Origin of the sequence: Verrucosispora sp. WMMD1129 (genome assembly GCF_029581255.1) — a bacterium.
Taxonomy (GTDB): Bacteria; Actinomycetota; Actinomycetes; order Mycobacteriales; family Micromonosporaceae; genus Micromonospora; species Micromonospora sediminimaris.
Genome location: NZ_CP120741.1, coordinates 2,690,526 through 2,712,248, shown reverse-complemented (window position 1 = coordinate 2,712,248; position 21,723 = coordinate 2,690,526). Strand labels below are relative to the sequence as shown.

19 protein-coding genes and 1 tRNA gene are annotated in these 21,723 nt (G+C 71.0%); 13 read left to right on the top strand and 7 right to left on the bottom strand.

The annotated features are described in order from the left end of the window. Nucleotides 1-146: 146 nt before the first annotated feature. The gene (locus O7624_RS12360) at nucleotides 147-1,730 is read right to left on the bottom strand and encodes a phospholipid carrier-dependent glycosyltransferase (protein WP_170863556.1); all 1,584 of its coding nucleotides are present in this window, start codon (nucleotides 1,728-1,730) and stop codon (nucleotides 147-149) included. A 189-nt stretch (nucleotides 1,731-1,919) separates the two neighbouring features. On the opposite strand from O7624_RS12360, the gene rsmI reads away from it, so the two are divergent. After that, a complete protein-coding gene (gene rsmI / locus O7624_RS12355; protein ID WP_282240095.1) occupies nucleotides 1,920-2,768 on the top strand; it encodes a 16S rRNA (cytidine(1402)-2'-O)-methyltransferase in 849 nt (282 codons plus the stop codon). 9 nt (nucleotides 2,769-2,777) lie between these two features. On the opposite strand, the gene O7624_RS12350 is transcribed toward rsmI, so the two are convergent. Next, entirely contained in the window at nucleotides 2,778-3,725 is a 948-nt protein-coding gene (locus tag O7624_RS12350; protein WP_282240094.1) for a hypothetical protein, read from the bottom strand. A 150-nt stretch (nucleotides 3,726-3,875) separates the two neighbouring features. Here O7624_RS12350 and metG point away from each other — a divergent pair, with 150 nt between their 5' ends. Beyond that, entirely contained in the window at nucleotides 3,876-5,678 is a 1,803-nt protein-coding gene (gene metG, locus O7624_RS12345) for a methionine--tRNA ligase (protein ID WP_282240093.1), read from the top strand. A 109-nt stretch (nucleotides 5,679-5,787) separates the two neighbouring features. On the opposite strand, the gene O7624_RS12340 is transcribed toward metG, so the two are convergent. Further along, nucleotides 5,788-6,639, bottom strand: a complete 852-nt coding sequence (locus O7624_RS12340; protein WP_093408251.1) for an alpha/beta hydrolase — start codon at nucleotides 6,637-6,639, stop codon at nucleotides 5,788-5,790. 84 nt (nucleotides 6,640-6,723) lie between these two features. Then, a complete protein-coding gene (locus O7624_RS12335) occupies nucleotides 6,724-7,980 on the bottom strand; it encodes a hypothetical protein (RefSeq protein WP_093408249.1) in 1,257 nt (418 codons plus the stop codon). 89 nt (nucleotides 7,981-8,069) lie between these two features. Here O7624_RS12335 and O7624_RS12330 point away from each other — a divergent pair, with 89 nt between their 5' ends. The 3 genes from O7624_RS12330 to O7624_RS12320 all read left to right on the top strand — a co-directional run bounded on the left by O7624_RS12330 (nucleotide 8,070) and on the right by O7624_RS12320 (nucleotide 10,891). Next, nucleotides 8,070-8,978, top strand: a complete 909-nt coding sequence (locus O7624_RS12330; protein ID WP_210937700.1) for a TatD family hydrolase — start codon at nucleotides 8,070-8,072, stop codon at nucleotides 8,976-8,978. An 18-nt stretch (nucleotides 8,979-8,996) separates the two neighbouring features. Continuing rightward, nucleotides 8,997-9,869 carry a 16S rRNA (adenine(1518)-N(6)/adenine(1519)-N(6))-dimethyltransferase RsmA gene (rsmA, locus tag O7624_RS12325; protein ID WP_282240092.1) on the top strand — a complete coding sequence of 291 codons (873 nt, stop codon included), beginning with the start codon at nucleotides 8,997-8,999 and terminating at the stop codon, nucleotides 9,867-9,869. Nucleotides 9,870-9,943: 74 nt separating this feature from the next. Further along, nucleotides 9,944-10,891 (top strand): 4-(cytidine 5'-diphospho)-2-C-methyl-D-erythritol kinase, encoded by a 948-nt coding sequence (locus O7624_RS12320; protein ID WP_282240091.1) that lies wholly within the window; start codon nucleotides 9,944-9,946, stop codon nucleotides 10,889-10,891. Between the two features lie 25 nt (nucleotides 10,892-10,916). Here O7624_RS12320 and O7624_RS12315 read toward each other — a convergent pair whose 3' ends face one another. Further along, nucleotides 10,917-11,876 (bottom strand): NAD-dependent epimerase/dehydratase family protein, encoded by a 960-nt coding sequence (locus O7624_RS12315; RefSeq protein ID WP_282240090.1) that lies wholly within the window; start codon nucleotides 11,874-11,876, stop codon nucleotides 10,917-10,919. A gap of 108 nt (nucleotides 11,877-11,984) precedes the next feature. Between O7624_RS12315 and O7624_RS12310 the strand changes: the two genes are divergently transcribed. The 4 genes from O7624_RS12310 to O7624_RS12295 all read left to right on the top strand — a co-directional run bounded on the left by O7624_RS12310 (nucleotide 11,985) and on the right by O7624_RS12295 (nucleotide 15,954). Further along, complete coding sequence (locus O7624_RS12310) at nucleotides 11,985-12,686, top strand: TetR/AcrR family transcriptional regulator (RefSeq protein WP_282240089.1); 702 nt, start codon at nucleotides 11,985-11,987, stop codon at nucleotides 12,684-12,686. 99 nt (nucleotides 12,687-12,785) lie between these two features. After that, nucleotides 12,786-14,588, top strand: coding sequence for an ABC-F family ATP-binding cassette domain-containing protein (locus O7624_RS12305; RefSeq protein WP_282240088.1), 1,803 nt, complete (start codon nucleotides 12,786-12,788; stop codon nucleotides 14,586-14,588). 124 nt (nucleotides 14,589-14,712) lie between these two features. Then, nucleotides 14,713-15,168 (top strand): DUF4383 domain-containing protein, encoded by a 456-nt coding sequence (locus O7624_RS12300; RefSeq protein ID WP_093408227.1) that lies wholly within the window; start codon nucleotides 14,713-14,715, stop codon nucleotides 15,166-15,168. 309 nt (nucleotides 15,169-15,477) lie between these two features. Beyond that, entirely contained in the window at nucleotides 15,478-15,954 is a 477-nt protein-coding gene (locus O7624_RS12295; RefSeq protein WP_093408571.1) for a DUF4383 domain-containing protein, read from the top strand. A gap of 15 nt (nucleotides 15,955-15,969) precedes the next feature. Here the strand turns inward: O7624_RS12295 and O7624_RS12290 are convergent, their stop codons facing one another. Both O7624_RS12290 and O7624_RS12285 read right to left on the bottom strand, forming a co-directional pair. After that, nucleotides 15,970-16,656: a TetR/AcrR family transcriptional regulator gene (locus O7624_RS12290; protein ID WP_282240087.1), complete on the bottom strand. Its 687-nt coding sequence runs from the start codon at nucleotides 16,654-16,656 to the stop codon at nucleotides 15,970-15,972. A 170-nt stretch (nucleotides 16,657-16,826) separates the two neighbouring features. After that, complete coding sequence (locus O7624_RS12285) at nucleotides 16,827-17,780, bottom strand: acyl-CoA desaturase (RefSeq protein WP_282240086.1); 954 nt, start codon at nucleotides 17,778-17,780, stop codon at nucleotides 16,827-16,829. Between the two features lie 132 nt (nucleotides 17,781-17,912). Between O7624_RS12285 and O7624_RS12280 the strand changes: the two genes are divergently transcribed. From O7624_RS12280 to O7624_RS12265, 4 genes are all read left to right on the top strand, one after another. Beyond that, nucleotides 17,913-18,767 carry a helix-turn-helix domain-containing protein gene (locus O7624_RS12280; RefSeq protein ID WP_282240085.1) on the top strand — a complete coding sequence of 285 codons (855 nt, stop codon included), beginning with the start codon at nucleotides 17,913-17,915 and terminating at the stop codon, nucleotides 18,765-18,767. 26 nt (nucleotides 18,768-18,793) lie between these two features. Further along, a tRNA-Gln gene (locus O7624_RS12275) sits at nucleotides 18,794-18,865 on the top strand. 101 nt (nucleotides 18,866-18,966) lie between these two features. Continuing rightward, on the top strand, nucleotides 18,967-20,502 hold the full coding sequence (glmU, locus tag O7624_RS12270) for a bifunctional UDP-N-acetylglucosamine diphosphorylase/glucosamine-1-phosphate N-acetyltransferase GlmU (RefSeq protein WP_093408217.1): 1,536 nt from the start codon (nucleotides 18,967-18,969) through the stop codon (nucleotides 20,500-20,502). Between the two features lie 62 nt (nucleotides 20,503-20,564). Next, nucleotides 20,565-21,545, top strand: coding sequence for a ribose-phosphate diphosphokinase (locus O7624_RS12265; RefSeq protein ID WP_093408215.1), 981 nt, complete (start codon nucleotides 20,565-20,567; stop codon nucleotides 21,543-21,545). Nucleotides 21,546-21,723 lie beyond the last annotated feature (178 nt).

Below are 21,723 nucleotides of genomic sequence, written 5' to 3'. Positions count from 1 at the left end.
ACGCCGCCCCGTTGTGCCCTCGGTCGCGGGTGGTTAAGCTGCTGGTGCGCGCCCCAATCGCCCGCTTCCCCCGTGGCAGGCGATCGGGGCGCGTCCTATTTCCCAAGGAGGGCCCGTACGCCGAGGCGTACGGGCCCTCCTTCGGGTCAGATCCAGCGGCCGTCCAACCACATCCGCGCGGACCAGTCCTCGTACGGCAGCACCAAGCCCACGAAGATCGGATAGAAGTACGCGAAGCAGAGGACGACAAGCGCCACGTAGGCACCGGCGATCACCCCGCCGACCAGCCGGCGGTCCCGGCTGGCCTCCTCGTCGGCACCGGTCACGGCCAGGGTGCCACTCGGCCCGGCCGGCGAGGCGATGGCGCCCAGCACGTAGACCACGGCGAGCACCAGGAACGGCAGCGTGGGCGCGGCGTAGAAGGAGAACATCGTCCGGCCGTCGAGGGCGAACCAGAACCAGGGCAGCAGCCCCGCCGCCACGGCGAGCAGGATCGCTCCGGCCCGCCAGTCCCGCCGGGCCAGGCCGAGCCAGACCAGCGCCACCAGCGCTGGCAGGAACGACCACCACAGCAGCGGGGTACCCAGCAGCAGGACCTCCTCGGCGCAGCTCGCCGCGCCACAGGGGCCCTCGCCGGTCCAGTGGAACGCCACCGGCCGACCCAGCAGCAGCCACTGCCACGGCCACGACTGGTACTTGTGCGGATCGTCGAGCTGGCTGTGGAAGCCCAGCGCCGCCTGGTGGTACTGGATCAGGTTCCACAGCGGGCCGACGACGGGCGCATCGCTGAGCCCGGCGTCCGGGTACCGCTCGGCGAGCCGGTAGTAGCCCTCCTGGCTGAACAACCAACCGGACCACGTCCCGACGTAGGTCACCGCCATCAGCAGACCGGCGAGCACCATCCACGGCACGCCGTCGAGCAGGGTGTCCCGCCACGGCCGGGGTACCCCGGCCGACCGTCGGGCACCGACGTCCCAGAGGAACATCAGCAGGGCGAAGACGGGTACGAAGAACAGTGCGCTCCACTTGACCGCGAAGGCACAACCGAGCAGCACCCCGGTCGCCAGCCGCCACCAGGGCCAGTTCCGCCAGCCGCCGGGCGGGCGACCGGCCCGCCCCCGGGCGGCCGGATCCAGCCCGGACTCCAGCGCCCGGGCCCATCGGCGGCGAGTCGCGTCCCGGTCCAGCACCAGCGCGCCGAAGGCGGCCAGGATGAAGAAGAGCAGGAAGATGTCGAGCAGCGCGGTGCGGGAGAGCACCAGGTGGAATCCGTCGACCGCGAGCAGCAGGCCGGCGGCGCAGCCCAGCACAGTGGAGCGGAACATCCGGCGGCCGATACGGACCAGCAGCAGCACCGACAGGGTGCCCAGCAGCGCCGCCGAGAAGCGCCAGCCGAACTCCGGCGCGGTGGTGAACAGGTGGCCGGGCACCGAGATGCCGTGCTCGGCGTCGCTGTAGCCGAAGGCCCACTCGCCGAAGCCGATCAACCACTTGCCCAGCGGCGGGTGGACCACGTACGACGGGGCGTTGTTCGTGTAGTTCCACTCCACGCCCTTGTCGATCAGCCCCCAGCCGTCCCGGGCGTAGTAGACCTCGTCGAAGATCTTGCCGGGCGGATGGCTGAGGTTCGCGAACCGGAGAACCGCCGCGATGACCACGACAACCGCCGTGGCCAGCCACGAACGGTCGTCCAGCCCGGCCTCGACGGTGGCCAGCCGGCGGCGGATCATCGCCGGTACGCCACCCCCCGCCGGGCCGGGGGCGGTGGCTGTGGTGGCTCCCGGCTCCGAGGGCTGGTCGGAACTCGCGCTCTGTGCTGTCGACGCACTCGTCACCCGGCGATCGTAGGCTGCCAAGGGGGTCGGTGGTGCCTGTCGTCCCCATATCCGGTACGCCCATCGATGAAGGAGCGCGCTGCTGTGGGTGGAATGTCCGAAACCGGTCGCCTGATTCTGCTCGGCGCGCCGCTCGGCAACCCCGCCGACGCCTCCGCCCGGCTGCGGGACACTCTCGCCGCCGTGGACGTGGTCGCCGCCGAGGACACCCGCCGGCTGAACCGGCTCGCCCGCGACCTCGACGTGACCATCCCCGGCCGGATCGTCTCGTACTTCGAGGGCAACGAGGAGCGGCGCACCCCGGAACTGGTCGAGGTGCTCACTGAGGGATACGTGGTAGCGCTGGTCACCGACGGCGGCATGCCAAGCGTCTCCGACCCCGGCTACCGGTTGGTCCGCGCCGCCCTGGACGCCGGGGTGCCGGTAACCGCCGCGCCCGGTCCCAGCGCCGTCACCACAGCCCTGGCGCTGTCCGGGCTGCCCAGCGACCGGTTCTGCTTCGAAGGGTTCCTGCCGCGTGCCCCCGGCGCCCGGCGCGCCCGGCTGCGGGCCCTGGCCGCCGAGGAACGGACGTTGGTTCTCTTCGAAGCGCCGCACCGGATCGCCGCCGCACTGTCCGACCTGGCTGACACGTTCGGCGCCGACCGGCCCGCCGCTGTCTGCCGCGAACTGACCAAGACGTACGAGGAGGTGCTGCGTCGTCCGCTCGGCGAGTTGGCCCGGTGGGCCGCCGACGGCGACCCGCGTGGCGAGATCACTCTCGTGGTGGCCGGGGCGCCCGCTGTGCCCGGCGTCCGCCCCGACGACGACGCGCTGCGCGCCGCGGTGGCCGAGCGGGAGGCGGCGGGCCGGAGCCGCCGGGACGCGATCACGGACGTGGCGGCCGAGTACGGGTTGCGCCGGCGCGACGTCTACGCGCTGGTGCACAAGTGAGGGCGGGTGCTACCAGGCGGCGATCAGGAAACCGAGGGCGGTCAGCAGCGGGCCGCCCAGCGAGGCGGCGATCGCCCAACGCCGCTCGGTCGGATCGGGCAGCCGGGTCGCACCGGTCCAGCGGGCGATGCCCACCGCGCAGCCGAGCACCCCGAGCACGCCGAGCAGCCAGCGCAGGTGAGCACCCACCCCACCGTCGGCGTACGCGACGTGACCGTCCGGGCCGGTCACCCGGGCGGGTAGGGCCGAGCCGGGCACCGCGCGGTCCCGGGACACCCCGCTGACCCGTACGCCGTGGATCCGGAACTCCTCCTCCACCGCCGTGAAGATGCCTCGGCACCGCTGGGTCAGGCCGTCGCCGGTGCACCTGGTGACAACCACCGTGCCGGAGGTGGCGTGCCCGACGGCGAGCCAGAGCGGACCGGCGCTGACCCAGGCGAAGAAGGCCGCCGCGAGGCTCAACCCGATCAACACGGACAACCCCGCCAGGGGATCCGGCGGGTGGCTGCTGCGTTCCCGACGCCGGTGCACCGGCCAGAACCGCCGCCACCACGGCTCGACGTCGCCGGGCTCCTCCTGCCGCACCGGCGTGCCGTCCCAGTGCACCTGCTCGATCGGTGCCCAGAAGGTGTCCTCGTCCGGCGTACCGTCGTCAGGTGATCGGCCCCGACGGCCCCGACGTCCGGGCGGCCGGACCGGAACCCGTCGCGGCAGCGTGTCCACCGGCGCGCCGGTCGTCGGCTCCACCTCGACTCCGGTGGGTGACTCGACCGTGGCGGGGTCGGCCCGCTCCGGCCCGGCCGCGCCGGTCTCAAGCTCCGGTGCCGCCGAGGGCACCGCGCGGGGCTGAGGTGCCACCGTCTGGGTACGCGGCGACGCGGTGGAATCCACCCCCGGCTCGGAAAAAGGGCCGTCGGAGTGGTCTCGGGCGGCTCGGCTGCCAGTCACGCGTTTCATTTGACACCGGCGAGCGGGGTTGATCGGGCAGCTCAGGCAGCGTGTCGATGACAATTCGGACTATTTGCCGAGGGCCGTTGGCCCATCGTGCCGACCAGGGACCCCTATTGGTTCGCGGTCACCTTCCGGGGGTCACTAGGCTTTCTGTCCATGAGTCACGTTCTCGCGGCAGTGGCCTGGCCGTACGCCAACGGCCCGCGCCACATCGGCCACGTCTCCGGTTTCGGCGTTCCCTCCGACGTCTTCGCCCGGTACATGCGGATGGCCGGCCACGACGTGCTCATGGTCTCCGGCACCGACGAGCACGGCACCCCGATCCAGGTGCAGGCCGACGCCGAAGGACTGAAGCCACGGGAACTGGCCGACCGGTACAACCGGGTGATCGTCGAGGATCTGCACGGCCTCGGCCTCTCCTACGACCTGTTCACCCGCACCACCACCGGCAACCACTACGCCGTCGTGCAGGAGTTGTTCGAGGGGATGTACCGCAACGGGTACATCGTGCCGAAGACCACCATGGGGGCCATCTCGCCGTCCACCGGGCGGACCCTGCCCGACCGGTACATCGAGGGCACCTGCCCGATCTGTGGCTACGACAGCGCCCGAGGCGACCAGTGCGACAACTGCGGCAACCAGCTCGACCCGATCGACCTCATCAACCCACGGTCGAAGATCAACGGGGAGACGCCGGAGTTCGTCGAGACCGAGCACTTCTTCCTCGACCTGCCCGCGCTGGCCGACGTGCTGCGGCAGTGGCTGGACACCCGGGAGGGCTGGCGCCCGAACGTCCTGCGCTTCTCCAAGAACCTGCTGGACGACCTGCACCCCCGGGCCATCACCCGGGACCTGGAGTGGGGGGTACCGATCCCGCTCGACGGCTGGCGGGAGCGCACCGACAAGCGGATCTACGTGTGGTTCGACGCCGTCATCGGCTACCTGTCCGCCTCCATCGAGTGGGCCCGCCGCACCGGCGACCCCGAGGCCTGGCGGAAGTGGTGGTCCACCGACGGGGAGGGGAAGGACTCGCAGGCCTACTACTTCATGGGCAAGGACAACATCGTCTTCCACTCGGTGATCTGGCCCGCGCTGCTCGCCGGCTACTCGGGTGAGGGCGATCGCGACGGTGAGCCGGGTCGGCTCGGACGGCTCAACCTGCCCACCGAGGTGGTCTCCAGCGAGTTCCTGACCATGGAGGGACGCAAGTTCTCCTCCTCGCGTCGGGTGGTCATCTACGTGCGCGACTTTCTCCAGCGCTACGACGCCGACGCGTTGCGCTACTTCATCGCGGTCGCCGGGCCGGAGAACAACGACACCGACTTCACCTGGGCCGAGTTCCTGCGCCGCAACAACGACGAGCTGGTCGCCGGCTGGGGCAACCTGGTCAACCGGTCCATCTCGATGGCGGCGAAGAACTTCGGCGAGATCCCACCGATCGGCCCGGACGGGCTCACCGAGGCCGACGAGGCGCTGCTGGCCGTGGCGCGCGCCGGCTTCGGCACCGTCGGCGACCTGATCGCCCGGCACCGGCAGAAGCAGGCCATCGGCGAAGCGATGAAGGTGGTCGCCGAGGCCAACAAGTACCTCTCCGAGCAGGCGCCGTGGAAGCTCAAGGACGAGGCCGCCAAGCCCCGGATGGGCACCATCCTGCACGTCGCCCTCCAGGTGGTCAGCGACGCCAACACGCTGCTCACCCCGTTCCTGCCGCACTCCGCGCAGAAGATCCACGAGCTGCTCGGCGGCACCGGGGTGCACGCGCCGATGCCGGTGATCGAGGAGGTCGCCGACCTCGACGCCGGGCCCGCGTACCCGGTGCTGACCGGGGACTACACCCAGGGCGCGCGATGGGAGTCCGTGCCACTCGTGGTGGGCCGGGCGCTCGCCGCGCCCAAGCCGGTCTTCCGCAAGCTCGATCCCTCGATCGTCGAGGAGGAGCTGGCCCGGCTCGAAGGCTGACGCTCCGGCCGTCCGCGACGGGCGCGACCCGTTCGGGGTCGCGCCCGTGGCGTGACGTGTCCGGCCGCCCGTCCGGCGCGGCGTGCGCCGGACGTCGGCCCGGCCCGCATCAGGCGCGGGCCATGGCCGGCGAGCCGATGAACTCCATGATCGCCTTGTTCACCTCGTCGGCGTTGGTCCACGGGGTGCCGTGCGGCGCGCCCTTGAGGGTGACCAACCGGCTGTCGGCGAGCATCGGCTGCAACCGCTGGCCCGTCTTCGGGTACGGCAGCACGTTGTCCTTGTCGCCCTGCACGATCAGCACCGGCACGTCGATCCGGGACACGTCGGCCCGGAAGTCGGTGCCCCAGGCGTCCACGCTGTCGTGCGTGGCCTTGGCGGAGGCCATCGCCCCGATGTTCCAGTGCGCCCGGTACGCCTCCTCGCTGACCAACTTGCCCTTGTTCTCGTCGTAGTTGAAGAAGTTGTTGCAGAACTGCGTGAGGTAGGCGAAGCGGTCCTGCGTGATCGCCTGCTTGAACCCCTCGAAGAGGCTCGCCTCGACACCTTCGGGGTTGTCCGGCGCCTGCCGCAGATACGGCGCCAGCGGCGCCAGCAGCACCGCCCGGTCCACCCGATCCGAGCCGTACGCGCCCAGGTAGCGGGTCACCTCGCCGGTACCCATCGAGTGGCCGACCAGGATCGTGTTGCGCAGATCCAGCTCGGTCATCAGCACGTCGAGGTCGGCGGCGAAGGTGTCGTAGTCGTAGCCGAACGCCGGTTGCGCCGAGTTGCCGTAGCCGCGCCGGTCGTAGGTGATCACCCGGTAGCCGGCGTCCAGCAGCGGTCCGGAGACCTTCTCCCAGGTCGCCCCGTTGAAGGGGAAGCCGTGGATCAGCACGATCGGCTGACCCGACCCATGGTCCTCGTAGTACAGGTCGATGGGCGCGGAGTTCTCCGTGCCGACGGTGATGAAGGGCATCTCGTCCTCCTGTCAGGGTGGGAAACCGAGGCTTCCCCGGCGGGCATCCGATATTCCTGCGCCACCCCGCCCGACAGGACCAGGTCAGAGGAGATACGGGTGGTCCACCACCTGGTCGTCGGTGACCTCACCGCCCGGGGCCCACGTCTCGTAGACGCCCCGTTCGTGACACTGTGCGCCGGTCACGGCGACCGCGTCCGGATCCGGGCGTCGCAACCGCAACCGCAGCCAGCCCGCCTCCTCCCGCAGCACCAGACACGGCACCCCGCGCCAGGCGGCCAGGCGCAACCGTCGGCTCACCCCGTCGACCGGGTACCGGGCGGCCCGGGTCAGCGCCAGCACCCGGAAATCACCGGGCAGGTCGGCGACCGCCTCGTACTCCCCGCCCGCGTACGTGCCCACCAGGCGGGTCGACCGTGGCGCCTCCCCGGTCGGCACGTACTCCTGATCCGGGGACAGACCCGGCACCGCGGCGAGCAGGTGTCGCCACTGCGGCCCGACCATCCGCAGCCAGCCCCGCTGCTCCGCCTGGTAGGCGTAGAGCACCACCTCCAGGCCCTCCGCCGGGTAGGCCAGCAGGGTGGCGTTCGCGGGCATCGGCAGGTCGGCGAAGTCCCGGGTGACGAACTCGGGGAGCAGGTGGTGACTGCTCGGCGTGAAGCCGGTACCCAGCACCGCCGGGCCCAACCGGTCCCGGGCGCCCAACGCCGTCAGCCCGCGGTACGCCGCGCCCGCCGGCACGTCGTAGTCGCCCGGGTCGGCCGCACGCCAGCGCAACGCGTACGTCACGTCCGCACCGTCCCGGCTGTCCTCGCCGTCGGTACGCAGCACACTCGTCGTCATCGGGGTGCGCAGGTGCGCCACGTCGTGTTCCCGGTAGCAGAAACCGTGCGGCAGCCAGCCGCGTACGTATCCGGCGAGCTGCCGAGCGGAGAGGATCTTCATCATCCGGGTGCCACGCCGTACGCCGGCCGAGGCGCGTACCGCCGTGATCAGCGGATCGTCCGCGGCGGCCGGCTGCTGGGCGAGCCGGTGCACCTCCGCCCAGCCCCGCTCGCGGTGCAGCGGCACCAGCAGGGGAGTCTCCGGGTCCTCGGCCTGTTCGGTCGCCCCGTACACGGTGCCGACCTCGGTGACGTGCACGAACCGTCGCCACGGCAGCGCCGAGTTCACCCGGGGCGCCCACTCGAAACCGGCCACCTCGTCGGCGCTGAACAACTCGTACGCCGCGCCCCGGGCGATCTCCTCCGCCGGGTACACCGCGCCGCCGAACGCCACCCGCAGACCGGTCCGCTCCGGCACCGCACCTCCGGCCCGGAAAAGCTCGCTTCGCGCGTCCACGTCGCGACGGTAGGTGCGCGGGGCGTAGCCGAGGTGAACTCCGGGTGGCCTCCGGATGGACTCGTCAGGTGTGTGATCCTGTCGAGGAGATGAGCGAATCGACCGAGTCCCGTAGCCAGCGTGCGGCCCGCCGCGCCGGAGAGTTCCCACCCGTACCCGAGCCGCTGCCCCGACCGGTGCTGGACAGCCACACCCACCTCGACATCACCGTCAGCGAGGCCGGGGTACCCGGTGGCGGCGATCCCGCCGACCCGGTCGCCGCCGCCATCGACGTCGCCGCCGCCGTGGGGGTGGACCGGCTGGTGCAGGTCGGTGTGGACGTCGCCTCCTCCCGCTGGGGCGCCGAGGTGGCCGGCAGCTACCCGGCGGTGCTGGCCACGGTCGCGCTGCACCCCAACGAGGCGCCCCGGCTGGCCGACCTCGACGGCGCTCTGCGCGAGATCGAGGCACTGGCCGGTCAGGAGCGGGTCCGTGGTGTCGGTGAGACCGGAATGGACCGCTACCGCACCGGCGACGAGGGCCGCGCCGCGCAGGAGGAGAGCTTCCGGGCGCACATCGCCATCGCCAAGCGGTACGGCCGGACGCTTGTGATTCACGATCGGGACGCGCACGCCGACGTGCTGCGCATCCTCGACGACGAGGGCGCACCGGACACGGTGGTGATGCACTGCTTCTCCGGCGACGCCGAGTTCGCCGCCGAGTGCGTCCGCCGGGGCTACCTGCTCAGCTTCGCCGGTACGGTCACCTTCGCCAGCGCCGGGGCGCTGCGGGAGGCCGCCGCGCTGACCCCGCTGGATCAGATCCTGGTGGAGACCGACGCGCCGTACCTCACTCCCGTCCCGCACCGAGGTCGGCCCAACGCCTCCTACCTGATTCCGCTGACCGTCCGGGCGCTGGCCGCCGCCACCGGCGCCGACCTCGACGAACTCTGCGCCGCCATCTCGGCCACCGGGGAACGGGCCTTCGGTCCCTGGCACCCGGCCGGCGTCGGCGGCTGACCCGTACGCTGTCGGGTTATGGCCGCAGACCTGCTCGGCCCGGCGGAGATCCGGGACCTCGCCGCCCGGCTCGGCGTCGCGCCCACCAAGAAGCTCGGCCAGAACTTCGTGCACGACCCCAACACGGTCCGCCGGATCGTCGCCACCGCCGGTCTCGCTCCCGATGACGTGGCGTTGGAGGTGGGCCCCGGACTGGGTTCGCTCACCCTCGCCCTGCTGCCCGCCGCCACCCACGTGCACGCCGTCGAGATCGACGCCACGCTGGCCGCCGCGCTCACCGGCACCGCCGCCCGGCATGCCGGCCCGGCCGCCGACCGACTCACCGTGCACCACGCGGACGCCCTGCGGATCACCGCCGCCGACCTGGCCGACCCGGCGCCCACCGCGCTGGTGGCGAACCTGCCCTACAACGTCGCCGTACCAGTGGTGCTGCACCTGCTCGCCGCGTTGCCCAGCCTCCGGCACGGACTGGTGATGGTGCAGAAGGAGGTTGCCGACCGGCTCGTCGCCGGTCCCGGCTCCAAGGTGTACGGCATACCGTCGGTCAAGCTGGCCTGGTACGCCCACGCCCGGGCCGCCGGGAAGGTGCCGCCGAACGTGTTCTGGCCGGTGCCAAACGTCGACTCCGGTCTGGTCGCCTTCACCCGCCGCGAGCCGCCCCGCGCCGATGTAGCCCGCGACCAGGTCTTCGCGGTGGTGGACGCCGCTTTCGCGCAGCGGCGCAAGACCCTGCGCGCGGCCTTGGCCGGCTGGGCCGGCGGTGCCGACCGGGCCGCCGCCGTGCTCACCGCCGCCGGCGTCGACCCCGGCGCACGCGGCGAGTCACTCACCGTCGAGCAGTTCGCCGCCGTGGCCGCGTCGGCCCCGAGCCGTACGCCGGCGGCCCAGTAGGCTGAGCCCGTGCCCGAGGAGCTGATCGTGACCAAGCCGTTCGACGTGCGGCTGCCCGTCCGGGACATCACCCCGTGACCGAGGCCTGGCGACCGGACGACGACGAGCCGCGCGGGGCGACCGGTCCGGTCCGGGTACGGGTGCCCGCCAAAGTCAACCTGCACCTGGGGGTCGGTCCGCTGCGCCGGGACGGCTACCACGAGCTGAACACCGTGTACCACGCGATCTCGATCTACGACGAGCTGACCGCGCGGCGCGGCGACACGTTGACCCTCACCATGGAGGGCGAGGGCACCGGGGAACTCGCCCTCGACGACTCCAACCTGATCATCCGGGCGGCGCACGCCCTCGCCGGGTACGCCGGGGTGATGCCGCACGCCCGGCTGCACCTGCGCAAGCAGATCCCGCTGGCCGGTGGGCTCGCTGGCGGCAGCGCCGACGCGGCGGCCGCCCTGGTCGCCTGCGACGCGCTGTGGGGCACCGGCCTGGCCCGTGACGAGTTGGCGAGCATCGCCGCCGACCTCGGCTCGGACGTGCCCTTCCTGATCCACGGCGGCACCGCGTTGGGCACCGGCCGGGGCGAGGCGGTGAGTCCGGTGCTGGCCCGGCCCACCTCCTGGCACTGGGTGGTCGCCATCGCCGACGGCGGCCTGTCCACCCCACAGGCGTACCGGGAACTCGACCGGCTCCGCGAGACCGGCACCGCCGGCCCGCCCCTGGGCAGCACCGACGGGCTGCTCGCCGCGCTGCGGCAGCGCGACCCCCGGGCGCTCGCCCCGACCCTCGGCAACGACCTCCAGGACGCCGCCCTGGCCATGCGGCCGTCGCTGGCGAACACCCTGAAGGCCGGCGAGGCCGCCGGGGCGCTGGCCGGCATCGTCTCCGGCTCGGGGCCCACCTGCGTGTTCCTCGCCGCCGACGCCGCCGACGCGGAACGCGTCGCCGCCGAGTTGGCGGCGGCTGGCGTGTGCCGGCAGGCGCGCGTCGCCCACGGCCCGGTACACGGCGCCCGGATCACCTGACGGCACCCGCCGACCCGGGGGCGGGTCAGGTGGTGCTCGGTTGCGTCCGCCGGTGCCCGCTGCCCGGGACGCCGCCGAGCAGCGCGGCCGTCTCGCGTAGCGCCTCGTCCAGCGGCTGCGGACGAAGACCGAAGGTGGCGGTGGCGGCGGTGGAGTCCATGACGAACGGTCGGGCGAACTGGTACGCCGTGGTCTGGAACTCACGAAGCATCGGGGAGAGCACCCCACCGGCGCGGAAGAGTGCGCCGGGAATTGTGGTGAGCTTCGGAGCGGGCACGCCGGCCACCTCGGTGAAGCGGGTGGCGAGTTCCCGAACCGTCAGCGGTGACGCGCTCGGCACATGCCAGGGCCGGTTCCAGGCCCGCTCGTCGGTTGCGGCGGTGACCAGCATCGCCGCCATGTCGTTTACCGACGTCCAGGTGTGCGGCACGTCGAGCGGAGCCGGGACGAAGGTGCGACGGCCGGCGAGCAGCGGCTTCCCGATGAAGAAGCTGAAGATCGACTGCGCCTGGAGGTAGTCGCTGCCGCGTACCTCCGTCACGGCGCGGATCCGACCGGCACGCTGGGCGGCGAGGGCGGCACGCCAGATGTCGGCGCGCATCTTCAGCTTCGGGTGGGTGGCGGCGAGCGGGTTCTCCTCGGTCATCGGGCCGGTGATCTCGCCGTAGCCGTAGAGGCAGCCGGCGATCACCAGCGGTGCGCCGGAGCGTTCGGCGGCGGTGAGCAGCGCGGCGGCCATCGGCGGCCAGTCGGTGAGCCACCGGTGATAAGCCGGGTTGAGGCAGTTGTAGATGGCGGTCACACCCTCGGCGAGTTCACCCAGCCGGTCGGCGTCGCTCGCGTCGGCGGCGATCCGCTCGACCCGAGGGTGGGCCGGGCCACGCCCGGAGCGGCTGACGATCACCACCTGCTCACCGCGCTCGGCCAGCTGTCGCGCGGTGGTCGAACCGACCATCCCGGCACCGACGATCAGATGTGCGGCCATGACAATCCCCCTGAATGAGAGCGGCGCTCTCTGTTGAGACCAATGCTCACTCACTTGGGTGCCCGCCGTCAAGAGCAGTGCTCTCGAATGTGTGCGACAATCGCTGGCATGCCCGCCGCCGCCATCCGGGCCCGGGCCCGGGCCGAAATGATCAACGAGATCAAGACGATCGCCCGCCGACACCTCGCGGCGGAGGGGGCAAACCTGTCCCTGCGCGCAGTCGCCCGGGAGATGGGAATGGTCTCCTCGGCGATCTACAGGTACTTCCCCAGCCGGGACGAACTGCTCACCGCGCTGATCGTCGACGGCTACCACGCCCTCGGCGACGCCGCCGAAGCCGCCGACACCGAGGTGGCCGACCGGGCCGACCTGCGGGGCCGGTGGCTCGCCGTCTGCCAGGCGATCCGCCGCTGGGCGCTGTCCAACCCCGCCGAGTACGCCCTGCTCTTCGGCAGCCCGGTGCCCGGGTACGCGGCCCCGCAGGAAACCACCACCGCGGCGGCCCGGACCCCGGCCGTCCTGATCGGCATCCTCGCCGACGGGCTCGCCACCGGCGCGCTGGCCCGTCCCGACCCGGGAGAACTGCCCGGTCCCGTCCGATCCGACCTCGCCACCGTCCGCGACCGGCTCTTCCCCGGCCTACCCGAAGCGCTACTGGCCCGAGGTGCCACCGCCTGGATCCACTGCTTCGGAGCTGTCAGCTTCGAACTCTTCGGCCAGCTCAACGGCGTGATCGAGGCCCGGGAGGAGTACTTCGACCACCAGACCCGGCAGATGGCCGACCTGATCGGCCTGCCCGCCGCGGGATAGCCGACCCGCAGCACCGCCGACCCGCCCGCGTACCCTGGAACGACAGGCGTCCCCAGGTGCCCCCGGCACCGGGACGCCTTGATCATGAAAGGTGGGTACGTGGCCAACATCGTCAACCTGGACCGGGTGTCCAAGGGCTACGGCGCGGCCGGGCCGCTGCTCACCGAGGTCTCGCTCGGCCTGGAGGACGCCGACCGGATCGGCGTCGTCGGGCTCAACGGCGCCGGCAAGTCCACCCTGCTACGACTGCTGACCCGTACCGAGCAGCCCGATGACGGCCGGGTCACCCACCGCCGCGACCTGCGCGTCGCCTGGCTGCCACAGAACCTCACACTCAGCCCCGAGGCCACCGTCCGAGACGTCGTCCTCGGCACCGAGTGGCTCGCCGAGAGCATGGGCGCGGAGCACGAATGGGCCGGCGACGCCGGCGTACGCGCCATCCTCGACGGGCTCGGCATGCCGCACCTGGGTCTCGACGCCCCGGTCGGGCCGATGTCCGGTGGTGAGCGCCGCCGGGTGGCGCTCGCCGCCCTGCTGGTCCGCGACGCCGACCTGCTCATCCTCGACGAGCCCACCAACCACCTCGACGTCAGTGGCGTCGACTGGCTGGCCCGGCACCTGCTCAGCCGCAAAGGCGCTCTGGTCGTGGTCACCCACGACCGCTGGTTCCTCGACGCCGTCTGCACCACCACGTGGGAGGTCGCCGACCAGACCGTGCGGGCCTACGAGGGTGGCTACGCCGCCTGGATCCTCGCCCGCGCCGAGCGGGAACGAATCGCCGCCGCCACCGAGGCCCGCCGGCAGAACCTGCTCCGCAAGGAGATCGCCTGGCTGCGTCGTGGCCCCCCGGCCCGCACCTCGAAGCCGAAGTTCCGCATCGACGCGGCCAACGCCCTCATCGCCGACGTGCCGCCGCCGCGCGACACCATGTCGCTGCAACGACTGGCCACCGCCCGGCTCGGCAAGCAGGTCTACGACCTGGAAAACGTCCGGCTGCACGCCGGCCCCAAGACCATCCTCGACGACGTCACCTGGCAGGTCGGCCCCGGCGACCGGGTCGCCATCCTCGGTGCCAACGGCGCCGGCAAGACCACCCTGCTACGGATGCTGGCCGGCGTCACCCGCCCCGACAGCGGACGAATGGCCACCGGCAGCACCGTACGGCCCGCGTTCCTCTCCCAGGAACTCGCCGAGCTCCCCAGCGACCTGCGCGTTCTCGAAGCAGTCGAGGAGGTCGCCCGGCGGGTCCGCCTCGGCGATCGGGAGATCTCCGCTGCCCAGCTCGCCGAGGTGTTCGGCTTCGACGACCGGCGCCTCTGGACTCCGGTCGGTGACCTCTCCGGCGGCGAGCGGCGTCGGCTCCAGATGCTGCGCCTGCTGGCCGGCGAACCGAACGTGCTGCTGTTCGACGAACCCACGAACGACCTCGACACCGACACCCTGGCCGCGCTGGAGGACCTGCTCGACTCCTGGCCCGGCACGATCGTGGTGGCCAGCCACGACCGCTACCTCATCGAGCGGGTCACCGACTCGGCGTACGGCATGTTCGGCGACGGCCGGCTGGTGCACCTGCCCGGTGGTGTCGACGAGTACCTCTCCCGCGCCAACGACCGGCCGGGGCTCGGGCGTACGCCGGCAGCTTCGGCACCAGCCACCGCACCCGTCGACGGCGGAATGAGTGCCGCCGAGGCCAGGCAGGCCCGCAAGGAACTGGCCCGTCTCGAACGGCAGGTCGGCAAGTTGGAACAGAAGGAGGCCGCCCTGCTGGACCAGCTCGCCGCCAACGCCACCGACTACACCCGGGTGGCCGAGCTGGACGCCCAGCTCACCCAGATACGCGGCGAGCGGGAGGAGGCCGAGCAGGCCTGGCTCGCTCTGGCCGACGAGATCCCCGCGAGCTAGACCGTCCCACCCGCCGCCGACGCTGCTCCGACGTGGCGTTCGTGGTACCCCGTGTGCGGCGTCACAGGGCCGGATGCGGGAGAATCGCCGTCGACCCTCACCCAACGGCGTTGGAGACACAGACATGGCCCACACCCCCGTCAACCACCCCGCGCGGCCGATCTACCGGGCGATCGGCGGGCTGATCGGTCTGTACCTGGTGGCCTTCGGTGTGATCGGCCTCCTGACCAGCACCGGCGAGCCCTTCTTCAGCCAGGGCGACACCCAGATCCTGGGGCAGGGCACGAACCTCGGCTTCTCCCTGTTCAACATCGTGGTCGGCGCGATCGTGCTGGCCGGCACCGCGATCGGGCGCAACCTCGACGTGCTGGTCAACCAGTGGTCGGCGTACCTGATCATGGTGGTGAGCCTGGCGGGCCTCGCCTTCATCCGGACCGAGGCCAACATCTTCAACCTCAGCGTCGCCACGGTGATCGTCCAGATGGTGCTCAGCCTGGTGCTGCTGATGGCCGGCATGTACGGCAAGGTCGGTAGCGACGAGGAGCACGAGGCGTGGCAGAAGGCTCGGCTCGTGCTCTGAGGTATCGCTTTTTGGTTCCGGTTGGGGTCTTCGCCGGAGCCCGACCTGTCCCGGTTTTGGCTGTGGGTTTTCGCCGGAGCCCGACCCGCTCCGGGCGGTCAGGCTTGATCCCTGCGCGGGTCGGGCTCCGGCGAAAACCTGTGGGGTTGGGCATCCGTACGGAGCGCCCGGCCGGGGCGGGGGGTCTTGAGGCTGGTTGCGCCTCGGCCAGCCTCGCGGCGGGTTGCTGCTGGATTGGCGTTCAGGGGACGCGGGCTCCGCGATCGGGGGACAATTGTCCTTGTTGTCCCCCTTGGCGTGGAGGAGCCGATGCCGCACTTTCCGGTCAACCATCCGGCGCGGCCGTTCTACCGGGCGCTGTCCGGTCTGGTCGGGCTCTACATCCTGATCTTCGGTGTCTGGGGGACCGCGCTCACCTGGGGCGACCCGCTGTTCGGTCGGAACGGCAACTGGGCTCTGGGCCTGCGCACCAACCTGGCCTTCTCACTGGCCTCCATCGCCTTCGGGATCGTGCTCATCATCGGCGCGTCCCGGCGAACCAACCTCGGTCACTACATGAATCTCACCGCCGGAGCCGTCTTCCTGGTCACCAGCATCCTGATGATGTCGGTGCTCCAGACCGACGCCAACTTCCTGAACTTCTCCATGTCGACGGTGATCGTCTCGATGCTCTTCGGGCTGATCCTGCTCGGCACCGGCCTCTACGACAAGATCGGCCCGCACGAGGACGCCGAGGCCGAGCGGAACCGCCGAAACCACCCCGTCGCGGAGATCCACCGCCGCTGACAGGTGAGCCGGCGGTCAGCGTCCGGACGCGGTGATCAGGCCCGGCTTGGCCTCCAGATGCGACAGCCCGTTCCAGGAAAGATTCACCAGGTGCGCGGCGACCGTCTCCTTGCGCGGCTTACGCACCTCCAGCCACCATCGGCCGGTCAACGCGACCATCCCCACCAACGCCTGCGCGTACAACTCGGCCAGCTTCGGGTCGTAACCGCGACTGGAGAACTCCGCGCCGAGAATGTGCTCCACCTGGTGCGCCACGTCGTTCATCACGCTGCTGAAGTTGCCGGTCGCCGAGAGCACCGGCGACTCCCGTACCAGCACCCGGAACCCGCTGGTCTCTTCCTCGATGTAGCCGAGCAGGGCCAGCGCGGCCTGCTCCAGCAACTCCCGCGGATGACCTGCGGTAAGTGCCGTGGTGATCCGGTCCAGCAGGGACCGGACCTCCCGGTCCACCACCACCGCGTAGAGCCCCTCCTTGCCGCCGAAGTGCTCGTAGACCACCGGCTTGGAAACCTTCGCACGCGACGCCACCTCCTCGATGGAGGTGGCGTCGAAGCCACGCTCGGCGAAGATCTGCCGACCAATCGAGATCAACTGCTCGCGACGCTGAGCGGCGGACATGCGTACCCGGGACGTCGGCTTGGCCGCTGCGGCGGGCACCGACCGCCGCCGTTTGCCGCCCTCCACGTGGGAAGTCTCGGCCATCTCGTCACCTCGCTGGCGCTCAGTGACGCCCTGTCGTGGGATGCTGCCTGTTTTCCGCCCGGTCACCCGAACATACTGCCAGGTAACTTGCGGGTTGGCCGCCCGGTTACCGTCCGGGCGGTGGCGGGAACGTCACGATCGCCGCCCACCACAAACGCCAAGCGAGCGTCTCAGGCCGCCGGCTTGGCCAGCTTCGCCGCGATCCGTTCCGGCTTCGGCCAGCGCACGTCCCACGCCGCCCCGAACTTCTCGAACAGCCAGATCACCCGGGCCGAGATGTCGATCTGCCCCCGCAGGACACCGTGCCGGGCGCTCGTCGGATCGGCGTGGTGCAGGTTGTGCCAGCTCTCCCCGAAGGAGAGCAGCGCGAGGGGCCAGAAGTTCGCGGCCCGGTCGCCGTGGCGCATCATGAACGGCCGCTCCCCGTACACGTGACACACCGAGTTGATCGACCAGGTGACGTGGTGCAGCAACGAGATGCGGACCAGACCGGCCCAGAACAGCGCACTCAACGCGCCCTGCCAGGACCACGTCAACAACCCGCCCATCAACGCCGGCCCGAGCACCGACACGATCACCAGCACCGGGAAGAACCGGTCCATCCGCCGGATGTCCCGGTCGGCCAGCAGGTCCGGGGCGAAACGCTCCCGGTTGGACAGCTCCCGGCCGAACAGCCAGCCCATGTGCGCGTGGAACAATCCCTTGATCAGACCCCGCATGGTGGTGCCGAACCGCCACGGCGAGTGCGGATCCCCCTCCAGGTCGGAGAAGGCGTGGTGACGTCGGTGATCGGCCACCCACTGAATGATCTCGCCCTGCACGGCGAGCGAGCCCGAGGCGGCCATGGCGATGCGCAGCCACCGCTTCGCCTTGAACGAGCCATGGGTGAAGTAGCGGTGGTAGCCGACCGTGATGCCCAGGCCGGACAGCACGTACCAGAAGGCCGCGATGCCCACGTCGACCCAGCTGAGCCAGCCACCCCAGGCCACCGGCACGGCGGCGATCAGTGCCGCGAACGGGATCACCACGAAGGACCACAGCGCGATCAGGATGCCGCGTGACTGGGTGCCCTGGGTGAGGGGCTTCGGGCTGGTCGGCTGCGGGCCGAGAACGGCGGCGGACATGGCACCTCGCAGGGGACGATCGGTTCGCAATCTACGCCTACGTCACCGTAACTTAAGGGCCCGGTAGATCACATCAGACAGGGACACGAATGGATGCCTGGTGTGTCGTACGCTCGTCCTAACCTGCACCACATGACTGGTTTCGACGCCACCGAAGTGCGCCGATTGCGTACCGAGGAGCAGCTGTCGGTCCGGGAGATCCGGGCTCGCACCGGCCTCGGCCGTAACCGGATCTACGAGCTGCTGCGGGGCACCCTCGTGCCGGACCGGGTCCGACGACCCAGGGCAAAGGACGACCTGCGCGCGGAGGCGGTGGCGCTGCGCTCGTCGGGCCGTCCCGTGCCGGAGATCGCGCGGCAGCTCGGGGTGAGCCGGTCGACGGCTTACCTCTGGGTCCGGCACCTCCCGCTCGAACGCGATCCCGAGGAGGAGCGCCAGCGCCGGCGTGCCCACTCGAAGGCGATGGCCGAGGCGCGGTGGGCGGATCACCGTCGGGCGCGGGACGAAGCCCAGCGGCAGGCGCGTGCGGTGGCCGGGCGGCTGGTTGGTCAACTCGACGAGCGTGATCTGCTCATCCTCGGTGCGGCGATCTACTGGTGCGAGGGCACCAAGTCGAAGCCGTGGCGTCGCGATGACCATCTTCAGTTCGTCAACAGCGATCCGGGCCTGCACGCTCTCTTCCTGCGTTTTCTTGAAGTCTGCGGAGTTGACCGCACCGTGCCGACCTACCGGGTGAGCATCCACGAGACTGCCGATCCGGAGGTGGCGGCCGAGTGGTGGGCCGCCGAGCTCGGAGTGCCACGCGAGCGCTTTCGCCGGGCGACCCTGAAGAAGCACAGGTCCTCCACCGTCCGGCGAAACGCCGGTGACGAGTACAAGGGCTGTCTGGTGATCAATGTGCCGCGTAGCCGCGAGCTCTACTGGCGAATAGAGGGTATGATCGCCGAGCTGTTCCGGTCCGCGGCTGAGCACACTTCGGCGGTTTGATGCGGCCTGTCGGCTTGACATTTCTATGGGGTGTGGGGTAACGGCAACCCGCAGGCCTTTGGAGCCTTGAGCTCCTGGTTCGAATCCAGGCACCCCAGCAAGCACCCTCAACTGCCGATCCTCGTGCCCCCGCCGAACAGGCCGGATTGTCTGGTTAGCATGGCCGCGAGACTGTCCGCGTTCCGACGGGAGCCACGTCGTGCCCGAGCCCCACACCCGTACCGTCGTCGTACTCGCCGCCGGTGAGGGCAAGCGGATGAAGTCCTCGTTGCCCAAGGTTCTGCATCCGCTGCTCGGTCGGACGCTGGTGGGCCACGTGCTCAACGCCGCCGATCCGCTGGCTGCGGCGCGCACCCTGGTGGTGGTCGGGCACGGCGCCGACCAGGTCCGCGCCCACCTCGCCGGGATCGCCCCCGAGGCCACCGCGGTGCACCAGGCGGAACAGCTCGGCACCGGGCACGCGGTGCGGATCGCGCTGGAGGCCGCCCCGGAGGTCACCGGCACGGTGGTGGTGCTCAACGGCGATGTGCCGTTGCTGCGACCCGAGACGGTCGGTGCGCTGGTGGCGGCCCACGAGAGCGAGGGCGCAGCGGCGACCGTGCTCGCGGCGGAGGTGCCCGATCCGACCGGGCTCGGACGCATCGTGCGGGACGCGGCGGGCCGGTTGGAGCAGATCGTCGAGCAGCGTGACGCCACTCCCGCGCAGCTGGCTGTCCGGGAGATCAACGCCGGGATCTACGCGTTCGACGCAACCCGGCTGCGGGACGTGCTCGGCAAGCTGTCGACCGACAACGACCAGGGCGAGGAGTACCTCACCGACGTCTTCAAGATGCTGGTCTCCGCCGGCGAGCCGGTGGGGGTGCACCTGGCGGTCGACCACACCGAGACGCTCGGCTGCAACGACCGGGTGGAGCTGGCGGCGCTGCGCCGGCTGCTGCGTGACCGGGTCAACGAGCGGTGGATGCGGGCCGGCGTCAGTCTGCTCGACCCCGACACCACCTGGATCGACGTGACGGTGGCCCTGGACCGTGACGCGGTGGTGGATCAGAACACCCAGCTACGTGGCGGTTCGGTGGTCGGTAGCGGCGCGGTGGTCGGGCCGGACGTGACGTTGATCGACACGGTGGTCGGGCCCGGCGCGACGGTGCTGCGCAGCCACGCGGTCGGTGCCGAGGTGGGACCGGGCGCCAGCGTCGGGCCGTACGCGTACCTGCGGCCGGACGCACGGCTGGCGGAGCGGTCGAAGGTCGGCACCTTCGTCGAGGTGAAGAACTCCGAGCTGGGCGCCGGCGCAAAGGTGCCGCACCTGTCGTACGTGGGTGACGCCACGATCGGAGCGCGGGCGAACATCGGCGCGGCGACGATCTTCGTGAACTACGACGGGGTGAACAAGCACCGCACCGTGGTCGGCGAGGCGGCGTTCGTGGGCTGCGACACGAGCCTGATCGCACCGGTCGAGGTGGGTGCCGGGGCGTACGTGGCGGCGGGTAGCGCGATCAGCAAGGACGTGCCGCCGGGGGCGCTGGGGCTGACCCGGGCACCGCAGCGCAGCGTCGAGGGTTGGGTGGCGCGCAAGCGCGCGGGCACTGCTTCCGCCGAGGCGGCCGAGCGTGCCCTTCGGGGTGGGCAGGGTGCTCCGGCCGCGACGCCCTCCGCAAGCGAAGGTGAGGCAATCCACGGCACCGCCGAGTCGGTGGGCGGTACGCCCGGGCCGGGAGATACTGCAACCGAATAGTCCCCGGCCGACCACCACCGCAGGCCGGGTACCGCCGACCGAATACGGGAGCAGACGGGCCCATGGGCAGCATCGTCGCCGAAAACCGCAAAAGCCTGATGCTCTTCTCCGGACGTGGTTTTCCGGAGTTGGCCAAGGAGATCGGTGAGGTGCTCGGCGTCGCGCCGACGCCGGCCGACGCGTACGAGTTCGCCAACGGCGAGATCTTCGTACGGTTCAAGGACTCGGTACGTGGTTCGGACGCCTTCGTGGTGCAGTCGGTCACGCACGGGGTGAACACCTGGGTCATGGAGACCTTGATCATGGTGGACGCGCTGAAGCGTGGTTCGGCCAAGCGGATCACGGTCGTCCTGCCGTTCTATCCGTACTCCCGCCAGGACAAGAAGCACCGCGGCCGGGAGCCGATCTCGGCGCGGCTGGTCGCCGACCTGTTGAAGACGGCCGGGGCGAACCGCATCCTCACCGTGGACCTGCACACCGCGCAGATCCAGGGTTTCTTCGACGGCCCGGTGGACCACCTCTTCGCGATGGACATCCTGGCCGAGTACGTGGAGCGCAAGTACGCGGGCCGGCCGATGACGGTGGTCGCGCCGGACTCGGGCCGGGTACGGGTGGCCGAGCGGTGGACGGACCGGCTGGGTGGTTGCCCGCTGGCGTTCATCCACAAGACCCGGGACCCGATGAAGCCGAACCAGGTGGTGGCGAACCGGGTGGTCGGTGAGGTCGAGGATCGGGTCTGCCTGATCGTCGACGACATGATCGACACGGGCGGCACGATCTGCCGGGCGGCGGACATCCTGAAGGAGTCGGGGGCGGCGGACGTGATCGTGGCGTCCACCCACGCGTTGCTGTCCGACCCGGCGACGGAGCGGTTGAAGAACAGCCCGATCAGCGAGGTCGTGGTGACCAACACGCTCCCGCTGCCGCCGGAGAAGCAGCTCGACAAGCTCACCGTGCTGTCGATCGCACCGCTGCTGGCCCGGGCGATCCGCGAGGTCTTCGACGACGGCTCGGTGACCACGCTTTTCGGTGGGCTGAGCTGAGCGCGATTCACGACTGAGTCGGCTGGGCGGGGTGTCCGGGCGAGTACGGGGACTGCCGGAAACCTGGGAAACCGCTCGGGTAGACTGGTGCGGTTGCCACGGCGAGGGTGCCCTGCGGGCTGCTGAGAAGCGCCGCACGGAGGCACCGTGATCGACGCGGTGCTCCGGGCAGTCTGCT